Annotated in this window: 16 protein-coding genes; 10 read left to right on the top strand and 6 right to left on the bottom strand. The window is 30.3% G+C overall.

Translation table 11 applies throughout. The features are described from left to right. The 5 genes from KM800_RS07475 to KM800_RS07455 all read left to right on the top strand — a co-directional run. On the top strand, nucleotides 1–308 hold a 308-nt coding region (locus tag KM800_RS07475; RefSeq protein WP_254906488.1), incomplete at its 5' end, for a hypothetical protein. Nucleotides 309–780: 472 nt separating this feature from the next. Continuing rightward, complete coding sequence (locus tag KM800_RS07470) at nucleotides 781–1,611, top strand: M28 family peptidase (protein WP_217812526.1); 831 nt, start codon at nucleotides 781–783, stop codon at nucleotides 1,609–1,611. A 143-nt stretch (nucleotides 1,612–1,754) separates the two neighbouring features. Further along, complete coding sequence (locus KM800_RS07465) at nucleotides 1,755–2,579, top strand: PRD domain-containing protein (protein WP_195510411.1); 825 nt, start codon at nucleotides 1,755–1,757, stop codon at nucleotides 2,577–2,579. A gap of 175 nt (nucleotides 2,580–2,754) precedes the next feature. Next, entirely contained in the window at nucleotides 2,755–4,758 is a 2,004-nt protein-coding gene (locus tag KM800_RS07460; protein WP_217812525.1) for a glucose PTS transporter subunit IIA, read from the top strand. A gap of 115 nt (nucleotides 4,759–4,873) precedes the next feature. Next, nucleotides 4,874–5,449 (top strand): DUF3867 domain-containing protein, encoded by a 576-nt coding sequence (locus KM800_RS07455; RefSeq protein WP_217812524.1) that lies wholly within the window; start codon nucleotides 4,874–4,876, stop codon nucleotides 5,447–5,449. A gap of 58 nt (nucleotides 5,450–5,507) precedes the next feature. On the opposite strand, the gene KM800_RS07450 is transcribed toward KM800_RS07455, so the two are convergent. From KM800_RS07450 to KM800_RS07430, 5 genes are all read right to left on the bottom strand, one after another. After that, complete coding sequence (locus KM800_RS07450; protein WP_217812523.1) at nucleotides 5,508–6,203, bottom strand: response regulator transcription factor; 696 nt, start codon at nucleotides 6,201–6,203, stop codon at nucleotides 5,508–5,510. An 11-nt stretch (nucleotides 6,204–6,214) separates the two neighbouring features. Beyond that, nucleotides 6,215–7,648, bottom strand: a complete 1,434-nt coding sequence (locus KM800_RS07445) for a sensor histidine kinase (RefSeq protein WP_217812522.1) — start codon at nucleotides 7,646–7,648, stop codon at nucleotides 6,215–6,217. A gap of 18 nt (nucleotides 7,649–7,666) precedes the next feature. Beyond that, nucleotides 7,667–8,419, bottom strand: a complete 753-nt coding sequence (locus tag KM800_RS07440; protein ID WP_147564408.1) for an ABC transporter permease — start codon at nucleotides 8,417–8,419, stop codon at nucleotides 7,667–7,669. Next, nucleotides 8,406–9,131 carry an ABC transporter ATP-binding protein gene (locus KM800_RS07435; RefSeq protein ID WP_017750858.1) on the bottom strand — a complete coding sequence of 242 codons (726 nt, stop codon included), beginning with the start codon at nucleotides 9,129–9,131 and terminating at the stop codon, nucleotides 8,406–8,408. The genes KM800_RS07440 and KM800_RS07435 overlap by 14 nt, the downstream gene beginning before the upstream one ends. A 67-nt stretch (nucleotides 9,132–9,198) precedes the next feature. Further along, complete coding sequence (locus tag KM800_RS07430) at nucleotides 9,199–10,452, bottom strand: hypothetical protein (protein ID WP_217812521.1); 1,254 nt, start codon at nucleotides 10,450–10,452, stop codon at nucleotides 9,199–9,201. A 147-nt stretch (nucleotides 10,453–10,599) separates the two neighbouring features. Between KM800_RS07430 and KM800_RS07425 the strand changes: the two genes are divergently transcribed. The 4 genes from KM800_RS07425 to KM800_RS07410 are packed head-to-tail and all read left to right on the top strand — an operon-like array spanning nucleotide 10,600 to nucleotide 11,676. Beyond that, nucleotides 10,600–10,875 carry an HMA2 domain-containing protein gene (locus KM800_RS07425; protein ID WP_330655558.1) on the top strand — a complete coding sequence of 92 codons (276 nt, stop codon included), beginning with the start codon at nucleotides 10,600–10,602 and terminating at the stop codon, nucleotides 10,873–10,875. A gap of 10 nt (nucleotides 10,876–10,885) precedes the next feature. After that, nucleotides 10,886–11,068: an HMA2 domain-containing protein gene (locus tag KM800_RS07420; RefSeq protein ID WP_330655557.1), complete on the top strand. Its 183-nt coding sequence runs from the start codon at nucleotides 10,886–10,888 to the stop codon at nucleotides 11,066–11,068. 14 nt (nucleotides 11,069–11,082) lie between these two features. Then, nucleotides 11,083–11,463 (top strand): HMA2 domain-containing protein, encoded by a 381-nt coding sequence (locus KM800_RS07415; protein WP_217812518.1) that lies wholly within the window; start codon nucleotides 11,083–11,085, stop codon nucleotides 11,461–11,463. A gap of 27 nt (nucleotides 11,464–11,490) precedes the next feature. Next, the gene (locus KM800_RS07410) at nucleotides 11,491–11,676 is read left to right on the top strand and encodes a hypothetical protein (RefSeq protein ID WP_217812517.1); all 186 of its coding nucleotides are present in this window, start codon (nucleotides 11,491–11,493) and stop codon (nucleotides 11,674–11,676) included. 27 nt (nucleotides 11,677–11,703) lie between these two features. On the opposite strand, the gene greA is transcribed toward KM800_RS07410, so the two are convergent. Beyond that, the gene (gene greA, locus KM800_RS07405; protein WP_017750853.1) at nucleotides 11,704–12,165 is read right to left on the bottom strand and encodes a transcription elongation factor GreA; all 462 of its coding nucleotides are present in this window, start codon (nucleotides 12,163–12,165) and stop codon (nucleotides 11,704–11,706) included. A gap of 123 nt (nucleotides 12,166–12,288) precedes the next feature. On the opposite strand from greA, the gene KM800_RS07400 reads away from it, so the two are divergent. Further along, nucleotides 12,289–13,983 (top strand): methyl-accepting chemotaxis protein, encoded by a 1,695-nt coding sequence (locus KM800_RS07400; protein WP_217812516.1) that lies wholly within the window; start codon nucleotides 12,289–12,291, stop codon nucleotides 13,981–13,983. Nucleotides 13,984–14,057: the final 74 nt, after the last annotated feature.

The raw sequence follows: 14,057 nt of genomic DNA, 5'->3' as shown, positions 1-14,057 counted from the left end.
AGGTCGGAAAAATGTTAGATAAACAGGATATTGAAGTTATAAAGGAACTGTTAAAAGGTGCCATACAGCCGATAAATGAAAAATTGGATAATCATACAAAACTACTTAATAAACATTCTTTACTACTCGAAGAACTTAAAAGTAATATGAGTACAGTAATAGAAGGGCAACAAGCACAATCCGAACAGATTGACGGCCAGTTTATATCATTAAATAAGGACATAAAAGAGGATAGTACATTGATTAAATCGGCCTTAAAATCAGTGTCAAGTGATGTAAAGAACATAAAACAGAAACTGATACATTAGAAGAAAAATTTGAAGAAATAAAAGATGTCACCACTCAAAATAGCTATGATGTGCAAGGCTTGAGAAATAGTTATAAAAAGAAATTACAAGAGGGATAAAAGTTACAGAGTCTATATAAAGGCTCTTATTTTTTATGTGAAAATAGATTGTTAAAAAGAGGATCAAAAGGGTAAAGAGTGAAGTCATGTTGCAAGGTATTTAAATGTATATTATTACATATAATAGAAAATAATAAAAGTAAAAGAAAGGAAATGTATATGTTTATATATCTTTAAAAATGTGAGGAGAGATTATTATTAATTCCATATTAAAAGTAGGAACTATTGTTGCTATAACTCTAACCTTATCATCATGTTCTTTAACTACGAATACATCTAGTACAAGTAACACTAAAGCTACTCAAAGCAACAGGCAGTCAGTACAGGTTAAGGATTCTGTAAAGATTCTAACAACTAAAGAAATAGTTAATACTTTGGCTTCCAATGAGTTTGAAGGAAGATATGTTGGTTCAAAAGGAAATGAAAAAGCTGGACAGTATATCTCAAAAGTTTTTACAGATATAGGATTAAAACCTTTGCTGGGAAAAAATTATTATGTTGAATATTCACAATTAGTTTATAAATATTATGGTGAAATATATAAAAATGATACAGGTACAAATAAAACACTTAATAATGTTGTTGGAGTTATAAAAGGAAAAGATAGTAAAAAAGCTGTTATAGTATCAGCGCATTTTGACCATTTAGGATATTTAGATGGGAAACAACTTATTAGAGGTGCTTTGGATAATGCTTCTGGTGTATCTGCCTTAATAAAAATAGCCAATGGACTACAAGAAAAAGCTAAACAAAAACCTTTTGATGAAGATATAATTTTTTGTGCCTTTAACGGTGAAGAAGAAGGATTAGCAGGAAGTCGTGCATTTGTTGAACAGATTACATCAAAAAAGTTATATGACAATATATACAATATTAATATAGATTCTATAGGAGCTAAAGCTGGAGGAAAGCTTGCTTTAAAGAATATGAGCAAGGTATCCAACAAACTGTATGATGCTGTGAAAACTACTTTAAAAAATGATAATGTTGAATTTGCAGATAATAGAGTTATGGGTGCAGGTGACCATCTTAGCTTTGAAAATGCAGGTATATCTAATGTCTTTTTTGAACAAGAGGGGATAGAAAAGTTAGTTCACAAGCCTACAGATACCCCAGACATTGTAGATTATAACCAGATAGATAAAATTGCAAATTCCATAACTGACTTTATACAAACAAATAATGGAGTAATATTTAAAGATTAAGTTGCAAATTGTATGTAATATTGATCTTAATTTATTAGTAAGTATAAAAGAGCAAAATTAAAAATATGAATGAAGAGAAGATATTAGTATGGTATAATTAAAAGTAATTATTACTTTTAATTGATGATGCTGTGGAGGATAATATGGAGAAATATACTGTACAAAAAGTGTTAAACAATAATGTTGTATTAGCACAGAAAAACCATGAAAATCTCATATTGGTTGGTAAAGGTATTGGATTCAATTCAAGAAAGGGACAAACTGTACCTAAAGATAGAATTGAAAACATTTTTGTAAAAGAGAGCTCAATTAGTAATAATTTTGATACTGTATTGAAAAATATAGATCAACGAATAATAGGAATTTCTGAGGAAATTATTTCCTTATGTGAGAGAAAACTTGATATAAAACTTAATGAAGTCATACATATTTCTCTACCAGATCATATAAACTTTGCACTTCGTAGAGTTAAAGAAGGTATAAAAATCGAAAATCCATTTTTACAAGAATTAGTAGTATTGTACCCTAAAGAATACAAATTAGCTGAAAAATCTCTTGATATGATAAACAAAAATTTTGATATTAAACTTCCTGAAGATGAGATAGGATTTATATGTATGCATATTAACGCTGCTGTCAATAAGGAAAAAGTAGGGGATGTAATGAATCATACTAGAAAAATAACCCAGATAATGGACACTATTTCCAAGCTGTTAAAAAAGAAATTTGACAAAAATTCATTAGAGTATATAAGAACTGTAACTCACATAAATTTTGTTTTAAATAGAGTGATAAATAAAAAGACTGTAAAGAATTACTTGCTTGACAACATAAAGAAAGAGTTATATAATGAATATGATTTGGCAATTAAGATTACTATAAAAATTGAAAATTTATTTTCTGTTAAAGTTCCTGAAGATGAGATTGGGTATATTGCACTTCATCTTAAAAGACTTGAGGAAATATAGGCAGTGTTACTATTATATTAGGCACGAGCTTTTTAGATAGTTGTTGCGTTGAATTTATTTGACGTATTCTATTTGGAAGTTCGTGTCTTATTTTTTGTTATATTTCATGTTTTTTTAATTGTATTTGGCAATACTAAAATTATTATATATTTATTATATTTAAGGAGGTTATTTTATGAAGAAGAAGATTTTTTCAGTACTTCAGAAGATAGGTAAATCATTGATGCTTCCTGTATCAGTTCTACCTGCAGCTGGAATTCTATTAAGACTTGGGCAGCCGGATTTACTCAATATGCCCTATATAGAAGCAGCTGGAAATGCTATTTTTACTAATCTACCTATGATATTTGCAGTTGGTGTTGCAATTGGGTTTTCAGGTGGAGAAGCAGTTGCTGCACTTGCAGCAGTGGTTGGAGAACTCATACTCGAAAATATTGAAAAATTGGCCAGTTCAAATGCGGCAACTGCACTGGCACAAACTACAGCTGCATCTCATCATATGACATTGAAGGCATTCATGGAAACGCAGGCTTATCAAAATATTGTAACTAAAACTACCATTAATATGGGGGTATTTGGCGGTATTATAATAGGTATTGTAGCAGCATTATTGTATAATAGATTTCATAGTATAAAATTACCTCAGGTACTTGGATTCTTCGGGGGGAAGAGATTTGTTCCAATTGTAACTTCAGCAGCGGCTCTTATTATTGGAGCAATAGGAGTAAGTATATGGGTTCCAGTACAGGGATGGATAGATACTATGGCAAATCTTGCAAGCAACTCTGCACTTGGTCCTGCATTTTATGCAGCAGGTAAAAGACTTCTTATACCAGTTGGGCTCCATCATATTTATTATCCTGTATTTCTTTATCAATTTGGACATTTTATTTCAAATGGAATTACATATATAGGAGATTCACCTAGATATTTTCACGGTGATCCTACTGCGGGTATATTTATGGCATCCGAATTCCCGATTCTTATGTTTGGACTTCCAGGAGCTGCACTTGCAATGATTGCTGCAGCAAAGAAAAGCAAGAGAAAACAGATGGCAGGTATGATGATTTCATCAGCATTTGTAGCTTTTGTAACAGGTATTACAGAGCCCATTGAATTTTCATTCATATTTGTAGCTCCTATATTGTTTGTTTTTCATGTGTTGGTTGCATTTTGTTCAGGACTTGTTACAAGTTTTCTTCACATTAGATTGGGGTATACTTTTTCTGCATCTTTTATTGACTATATATTAGGATTTAGATATGCAGAACATCCATGGCTAATATGGCCTGTAGGAGTTGCCTTTTTCCTACTTTATTTTGTAGTATTCTATTTCTTGATTAGGGCAATGAACTTAAAGACACCTGGAAGAGAAGATGAGGATGGTGAGGAAATAGTTCATATAAATGTAAAGGGAAGTGCAAAAGCAGCCAAAGTACTTGAGGCTATTGGTGGAAAAGACAATATAAAGGTACTTGATGCATGTATAACAAGACTTAGATTGACTTTGAATGATCCTGCTGTAGATGAGAAGACTTTAAAGGCACTTGGTGCAGCCGGGATAATGAAAGCTGGAAATAGTGTTCAGGTAGTGTTTGGAACTGAAGCAGAGAGAATAAAAGATGATATAAAGGCGATTATTGCCAATGGTGGAGTTGTAGAGGAATCTGAAACTCAACAAGGTGAGGATACTTCAGGAGGCAGTGAGAGTAAGGCTGTAAGCGGGGTTAATTTGCTGTTAAGTCCTGCAGATGGTGAAATAGTAACTCTTGAGGAAGTTCCGGATCCAACTTTTTCAGAGAAACTGCTTGGAGATGGTTTTGCGGTTATTCCTTCTGGAGACAATATTTATGCACCGGCAGATGGTGAAATAACTGTATTATTTCCAACGAAACATGCTTTTGCAATTACTACGGCTCAGGGATTGGAACTTTTAATTCATATTGGAATAGATACTGTAGCTTTAAACGGTGAGGGATTTACAGCACATGTAAAGCAGGGAGATAAAGTTAAAAAAGGTGACTTGATTTTGAATTTGGATTCTAAATTTATCAAGAGCAAAGGTAAGAATATGATAACTCCAGTTATTGTTACAAACATGGATATAGTTGATAACATTGATATAAAAAAGGGCAAGGTAGATCATGCCAAAACTGCAGCAGAAATTTTAATAAAATAGTAAGTGTGAATACAGATAGCTTTGAAATTTTATTTATAGGATTTCAAGGCTATTTAATTGTGTATTTGATAGTGTATTTGGTATAATAAAATAAAGGAAAATAGAGGTGATTGGAATGAGTGATAAAAAAGATGAAAAAATTGTAAATTTTAGTGAACTTAAAAATAAAGCGAGAGAAAAAGATATCCAGAAAATAGAAGATTATGTTTATGGATTGTGCTATGATATGTCACAGGGAAAAATTAGCATGGCTGATTTTTCAAAAAATATCCAGGATTATATGGAAAAGAATAATATATCACAGGAAAAAATGTTTAATATTCAAAAGGAACTTATGAAGAAATATGGTATTGACATGGATGATATAGAAAATCAAATGAAAAGTATGGGATTAAACCTTCCTTCCATAAATAAGGACAATGACTATGAAACCGTTAGAAAAGCAATGAGTTTTCATGAAAAATATAAAAGTGGAATAGGAAATGTGATTTTTACTACATATAGTATAAGCAATTCTTTGAACAATATAAAAATATATATAAATGAAGAAACGGTAATGATAAGAAGCCGCGGCCAGATAGATCTGGAAGATCTGGAGTTAAATGATTTTTTATGTTCATACAAAAAAGTTATGAAGGATAAAAGCCTGAAAATAGTTTTGTGTGAAAAAGCAGGAACTTTTGAATACTAAATCAATGTACAAATTCACAGTTCACAATTCTAATTGTGAATTGTGAACTGATACTTGACTAAGTTCTGAGCCTGTAACCTGCTCCCCAAACAGTTTCTATATATTGAGGATCTGATGGGGAACTTTCTATTTTTTCTCTTATTCTCCTTATATGTACCGTAACTGTGGCATTGTCACCCATAGCATCCAATCCCCATATTTTTTCAAAGAGAAATTCTCTATTAAATACCCTGTTTGGATTTTCTGCCATATATAAAAGAAGCTCAAATTCTTTTTGAGCTAGATTAACTTCATTTCTATTTATGAATACCTGCCTTGCATCTTTTAATATTTCAAGTCCCCTTATTAATATTTTATCTGTATCTGATTTTGCAGTAAACTTATTCTTTATTTTTTCATAATTTGTAATATGAGATTTTACTCTTGCCACTAGTTCGCTAGGGCTGAATGGTTTTGTCATATAATCATCTGCACCTAGATTAAAACCTTTGATTTTATCAATTTCCTCTTTTTTTGCAGAAACTAAAAGTACGGGAATATCCTTTTTTTCATGTATGCTTTTTAAAATGCTGTATCCATCTATTTCAGGAAGCATTAAATCAAGAATCAATAAGTCAAATTTTTCTTCATTGAATTTATTTAATCCTTTTATACCATTTTCACATATAGTAACCGAAAACCTATTAATTTCCAGGTAATCTTTTTGTAGTTCAGCTATACTTGAATCATCTTCAATTATTAAAATTTTTTTCATCGTACATCCCCCTATATCTTGGAAAGTGAGATTATTATACTTGTACCTTCATTTATGTTGGATACAGCCCATATCTTTCCTTTGTGACTTTCAACAATCTGTTTTGCTATAGCCAATCCAAGGCCACTTCCTTTAGCGTTACTTCTTGCAGAATCTACCCTATAGAATCTGTTGAATATTTTATTTATATCACCTTTTTTGATCCCAATTCCATTGTCTTTGATTTCGATTATAATGCTTGTAGATGTTTCTCGTAAAATTATATATATTTTGCCGAATTCTTTATTCATGTATTTCCTTGCATTGTCTATTATATTTAATATAACCCTCATAAATCTATTTCTATCAATCATAAAATATTTGGTGTTGTTTAAATTGTTTTTCAAAGTTATTTCTATGTTTGATTTTGCAAGCTCAGGCCTGATTTCTTCTACACAGCAGCTGAAATATTCCTGAATGTCTGTTTTTTTATAATTAAAAGGCAGCTGTCTTAAATCAAGTTTTGAGTATAGAAGCAAGTCATCAATCATTGCATCCATTTGTTTTGTCTTTGAATTTATGGTATTTAAATAGTGATTTAATTTTTCAGGAGTATTTGCTACTCCATCCAGTATACCCTGTATATAGCCTTCTATGGATGTTATGGGAGTTTTTAAATCATGGGATATACTTGATACCAGCATAGTTCTGTTCTGATCATATTTTATTCTTAGTCTTACAGAATCCTTCAATTGCAGTCTCATTTTTTCAAAGTCAGAGCACAGTTCGCGAATTTCTTCATCACCATCTTCTGCCACTTCAAAATCTAAATCACCACGGCTTATTTCTTTTATAGCTTTTTTCAACAGAGTTATTGGATTTAATATTTTCATGGAAAATATATAAGAAGTAATTATACTCATAATTGCAAAGCATATAAAAAATGTAATTAATACAGTTATAATTAAATTCCTAAAAAAATTTGATTCTACTGCTGCTGGGACTAAAAATATTGCTTTACCAGGGGAACCGTCTTTAAATATTATAGGAAAAACATCTACTGAGTAGTAGATATTTTGTATTTGTATAGAATTCCACATATTCTCATATGATTGTTCCAAAGTTTTTTCCATATCAATTTTGCCTAAATCCTGGGATGAAAATTCAATATTACTGTTTTTTGTTATTATGATTTTCCCATCTATAGTTGCCAGTTTTTCATTAAGATATTTTTGAAATTCCACATTATTTTTAATACTGTCAATGCTTGTCTTAGCTATATCCTTGGATGTGCTTAACAATTCAGATTTCACAAAGGAAGCTTTTTTAAAATCATTATAAGTCATGCTTGCGTTAAAAAACTTTGAGGAAATGAATATAAATATCAAGGCAACTATTATTGTAATTATAAATGGGATTATTATAATTAAATTATTGTATATAATCAAACGCTTTTTTATATCCATTTATACCTCCTGTATAATTTAAAAATCTCTTTTGTCAAATATATAATAACCGGCAGTGAATAATATTATATCATAACTTAATATCATCATAAAATCGCGAAATATTTTAAACAGTGGAATGCCATCCATAATCCACAGATTATACCATCCAAACATAGATGTAAATAAAATACCTGAATAAGAAGGAAAGAAAATTTCAAGTGCTTTAAAAGCAATAAATATGAGTATGGACAAGAAAAATACAGCTATTCCACTCTTGAGTATATTTGTCAGAATTACGATTATAAGGCATAGAATCATCACTGGAAGTATGGTAACTATATAGGAAAGTATTATTTTGGATACATCCAAAAAATTGAAAGAATTCAAGTTAAATATTATACCTGATATTGTAGACAAAATCATGCATAAAATTAAAATTGAAAATGCAAATATGAATATGGACAAAATTTTGGACAAATAAAGTTTAAATCTGGATACTGGTCTTGTAAGGGTTATTTTCATTGTGTTCTGGGAAAATTCACCGGAAAAACTGTCTATAGTGATAAGGGCTATAAATAGTGGAAGAAGGGTATTTATAATTATAGACAATATAAGGAGTGGAAATTCACTGCTTGAAACTCCCTGTACACCAAAATTATTTCTTAATACAGATATAAATATTTGACCAAATACGATAAATATCAGAGAAAGTGCTACTGCGACCATAGCCTTTTTCTTTTTGTACAATTTTTCCAGTTCATTTATTAAAGATGTTTTAAAATTTGTCATTTCTTTCTACCTCACTTACAAAATAATTTTCAAGGGAAGCATAGTTATTTAATATATTTTTAGTATTATCTACATTAATAACTTTACCATTGTATAGAATGCCTACTTTATTACATGTCAACTCAATATCATGAATAAGATGACTTGAAATAAAAAATGTAGTTCCTTCATTTTCTGCTAGATTTTTTATGATATTTCTTACATTTATCATTCCTTCTACATCCATTCCATTTAATGGTTCATCAAGAATTACAACTTTGGGTTTGGATAATAGTACAGATGCAATTCCAAGTCTTTGCTTCATCCCCAGGGAAAATCTGGTTGGTTTCTCATCCTTGTATTTCAACAATCCCACAATTTCCAAAACTTCTTCAATTCTGCCAGTATTTATGCCTTCATAGTACCTGGAAAATTGTTTTAGATTTTCAAATGCTGTTAAATAGGGATAGGTTTCTGCAGTTTCAATGATACATCCAACATCGTACATTGCCTTTTCAAATTCCGTTAAAATGCTGTATCCGAGTATTTTTACATTACCGCGATCAGGTTTTATAAGTCCTGTCATTATTTTCATTGCCGTAGTTTTTCCAGCTCCATTTGGTCCAAGAAAGCCAAAAATATCTCCTTTATATATGTCAAGATTTATATTGTCTATTCCTCTCCCGTTTTTGTATGTTTTACATAGATTGCTTATTTCAATAACTTTTTCCATCTGTGTACCTCCAATATCTATGGATAACTGCTGAAAAATACAGCAGTCATCTTGATAAATTAAATTTTTAGTTAAAAACTTTATTATATTGGGAATTAAAGTTAGAAGAATTAATTCCAGCTATGTTAAAGTATATAATTGCCTGATCTGAGTTAATATATAAATCACCTTTTACTTTTGATTTTGAATTGTCAATTCCAGTAATGTCTGCATTAAAGTCATTTCCTCCGCTTTGCTTGTTAAAATTACCATTGAAATCGAATTTTTGATTTCTATCCTCATATCCATTTATATATTTTGATTCATAAGTTCCAGCTACGGAAGTATTGTCTATTTTTTTAATACTTACTATACTTTCACCAATTTTTATGAATTTACCTTTATCTTCAATTACTATATTGTTTGAGTATTTACCGATATATTTTTCAGGGTTTGAAAGTTTACCAGTATTAGAAGAAGTTTGTACTATTGTTTTTTTATCTGAAAGGTCAGGTTTTTTTACTACAGTTGAATTTATATCACCTATCTTTACTAGTACTTCAAAAGTCAAATTGTGATTTTGTCCATTTTTATCTGTACCTGAAAGAATTCCTGATCCAAGTGCACTTTTAATTAATCCATTTTTGTCTGTAGCAACGTTTCCTTTAATATTTTTTACGAATATGTTGCTTTTAAGTTCAGGAATTTGCTGTGTCGTAGTACTTCCATTATCAGAACGTACATTAAATGAATTTTTAAACTGGAAGGATACAAGTGCATTTACAAGTGATGGAATTTGTGTATTATTGAGGGAACCTGAAATTTCCTTTGATCCATCCTGAGTTACATTAACTGCAACAGAGTCCTTTAGATTTCCTACAATGGCATCTGATATTTTTTCAATATCAGAAGCTCTATCTTCATCAAAAGGATTTTTCATTCCCCACATATTATCTGTACCATTTGTAAAATTAGTTACATAATAAGAGGGGGAATCCTGGGATTTAGTTATCATACTGCTCTTGTCGATATAGTAATAACCTTCAGCTTTTTTTATACCATTATAGAGAATATCTTTACTTTCTTTTGATTTATTTGCCATATCATATTTATTTATATCATTTTGAGAATATACTATTTTTGAACTATCCTTTATGACAAATGATATGTCCATAGTATAACTTGAAAGATCCTTGGTGCAACTTTTTGCAGTGTATTTCAATGAATCCTTAAGTTGGTCATAGCCACTTTTTGAATTTACTTCAGCAAAAGCTGTAGTTGCGAACATCGTGATTCCAACAATGAAGCTTACAGCCATAGCAGTTTTTTTCTTTAATTTCATTTTCAAGTCTCCTTGCATTCAAATTGGAAGTACTTCCTAATTATATTTTAAAGTATTTATCTCTATTTTATCTAAACTAATTCTAAACAAAATCTAAACTTTGTCTTTAATAGTTATAATGTTATAGTAGTGTAATCATTTTTAAACATACCAAATTTTAAGAGAGTATTAGAGGTAAGGCATTATTTTCCGGGGAGATTAAGATTGTATGTTCTATTATTAAAAAATAATTTGGAATTGACAGAACTATTTAAGAATCAATTGAAAAAAATTGACTCTATTGAAATAAAAAATATAAATACAACTACAGGTACAATACTTTTGAATTTTAAGGAAAAAGATATGAAACCGGTTATTGTAATAAGAATAATTATAAAATTACTTGGTCTGGAAGAGAAGATAGGCAAAAAAATGAACCTTTAGTAAAAAAGAGATTGATACTCTAAAAGACAGTGTAAATTTGGCTGTATATGATAAAACTAATGGAATTTTTGACTTTAAATCTATATTAACCTTGGTATTAATTGCAGTTGGAATTACTACATATATAAAGAGACCTGAATCACTTCCAAATGGTATAAACTATTTGTGGTGGGCCTATTCCAATACTATATAAATGGGGGAGTTTAAATGATAGATTTAAAAAAGTATGTTTTAAAACATTTTACTAAAATAAATGTTATAAGAAGTGTACCCGGAAGGATAAGATTAAAACTGGCAAGCTCTGCTAAATTTCCTAAACAGAGTTCTAAATATATGCACTATTTGGAAGAAGCAATAACCATGCTGGATGGTGTTGACAAAGTCACTTTCAATAATGTAATAGGTACTATACTTATAGAGTATAATATAAATATAGTTTATGAAGCTAAAATATTGAAATGGATAGATACTATAATAGAAACTGGGATAGATAATTTTGATTTCATAAAAAATTATGGAGCTAAAAATTTGAGTTATGTTGAAAAAAAATTGAAACAACAGCTTGGAGAGGCTGTTAAATACGTCTAGTATAAATCCCGGGAGGTTGTGATACAAATGATGTTTAAAAGAAGGTCTACACCACTTTTCAAATGCCGTGTAGTGCATAGTATACCAGGACGAATCAGGGTAGGTTGCAGGGCATTAAAGTATTTGAAGGAATTTAACTGCAGAATAGAGAGAAGCGTGATAAATTCAAGTGCTGTAAAAACAGCTCATATAAGTAAGTATAAGATAAAATAAAAATTTCCCGATAAACGTGGGAAATTTTTATTTTATATTTTCAATTTTTACAGAGTATTGACCTTCAGGAGATTTTATAGGCACCCTATCTCCTATAATATGCTTATATATAGCCGAACCAAGAGGAGATTCTATACTGATTTTATTATTCATGGGGTCAGCCTCTATTGTAGTTACTATTTTGAATTTTTCAATTTCATTTTTTTCAGAAAAACTTAAATATACTGTTTTACCAATTCCAACTTGATTTTTTGATGTAGAATCCTTTATTATTTTTGCAGTACGTATCATTCTCTCAAGATAACGTATTCTACTTTCATTGTGAGCCCTGTCTCTTTTGGCGGCAGTGTATTCGTAATTTTCACTTAGATCCCCTTGGGCACGAGCCTCTTTAAGAGATGCATTTATCTTCCATCTTGTGACTACCTTGCGGTGTTCTATTTCAGTCCTAATCTTTTCTATAGCTTCTTTTGTAAGATAATTATACATTTGTACATCACATCCCTTTGGAATATTATACAAATATAATATCATTTATCAGAAGATATTTCCATAACGAAGATATTTTTGATATACTATATAATGAAAAATAAGTCGAAGGAGAGGTTAATTATGCGAAACAAGTTGAAATTTAGAGGAAAAATATATTCTGCATTTATAATAGTTTTAATCTTTACTCTTATATTTTTAACTATTATAGGACTTAAAGTCAGAACATTAAAGTATGCATGGGATACAAGTGTAGTTTTAAATAACGTTCAAGATATGAGAAATTCAATTAATTCCTGTGGAATAAGTACTAGAGATCTAAATTTTGTAAAAGGTGGCAGTAATATAAGTACTAGAAAACAGTGGGTGGACAATTCTATACAAGATTATGAATCCAATAGGAAAAAGATGAATTCACTAATTAAGATTGACGGTGCAAAAGATTTAATGAAAACTATTGATGCCAATTCAAAAGTTTACTTTTCTTATGTAAATAAAATTGAGAGTTCAAGTGACATGTCCAAAATATCCAATGAGGATATGAACAATTTAATCAATAGTGAAAAAAAGCTATTCAATAATTTGGACGAGTTGGTTCAAAATGTAGGCAGTATGAGCAGTACAGCTATATCTCAAGGTGCAACCATAATAAGATACATAATAATGATGTTTGTTATACTTATTGTAGGTATTATAATAATTACAATAGCCTGTGCACAAATTCTCAATAAGGACGTTTCAGAGCCAATAGGGATAGTTAGTGATAATTTAAAAAAATATGCTGACGGGGATTTTACGGGTAAAATTCCAGAAAAACTGCTAAAACGAAATGATGAAATAGGAGAGCTTTTTTTATCCTTGAATCTTATGAAGAAAAATTTATCCGATCTTTTTGAAAATATTGAACGATGTTCTCAGGAATTGAACAGTACAAGTTCAAATCTTTCAAATACAGTTAATGACATTACAGATAAATTTAATACCATAAGTAATTCTACAAATCATATATTGAATGTAGTTCAGGATACTGGAGCATCTTCCGAGGAAATAAGTGCATCTGTTGAAGAAGTTGATTCGAGTATAAATGAACTTTCAAGCAAGGCATTGGATGGAAGTAATAATTCCGGGGAGTCCAAGGAAAGAGCACTGAAAGTTCAGGCAAAAGGTAAAAAGGCTATAGATAAAATAGAGTCCATGTATAGACAAAATGAACAAAATATTTTACAAGCCATTGAAGATGGCAAAGTAGTTGCAGATATAAAATCCATGTCTGATACCGTAGCTTCCATTGCAGAACAGACTAATTTATTGGCACTTAATGCAGCTATAGAAGCAGCAAGGGCAGGAGAACAGGGAAAAGGCTTCGCAGTTGTTGCAGAAGAAGTTAGAAAACTTGCAGAACAATCTAAAGAAGCTGTAGATGGAATACAAAATACTATTTTGAAAGTTCAGCAGGCATTTAAAAATATGTCTGATACTGGTAATGACATATTGGCATTTATGCAAAAAGAAGTAAATCCTGAATTTCAAAATTTTAAAGAGGTTGGAGACAGTTATTTAAGGGATTCCGATTTTGTAAATAAGATGTCAGAGGATATAGCAGCTATGTCAGAAGAATTAACAGCTACTGTGGATCAAGTAAGTCAAGCTGTTCAGGGTATGAGTGAAAGTTCACAGAAGTCTTCTGAAAGTGCAGGTCTTATTGAGGAAAATATAGCGAAAACCTTAAAGAGCATGGAAAGAATTTCAGAATCTGCAGATAATCAACTACAAATGGCTGAAAAATTAAATAACATTATGAATAAATTCAAAATTTGAGAATAAGTTTGATAGTGTCCAGTAGAGAGTGCCTCCACTGGACTTTTGAATGGCAAAATTAATGTGTTATAATA

This window comes from Clostridium tyrobutyricum (assembly GCF_019144085.1).
Classification (GTDB): domain Bacteria; phylum Bacillota; class Clostridia; order Clostridiales; family Clostridiaceae; genus Clostridium_B; species Clostridium_B tyrobutyricum_A.
The sequence above is the reverse complement of the archived record's forward strand: the minus strand, read 5'-3'. Positions and strand labels throughout refer to the sequence as shown.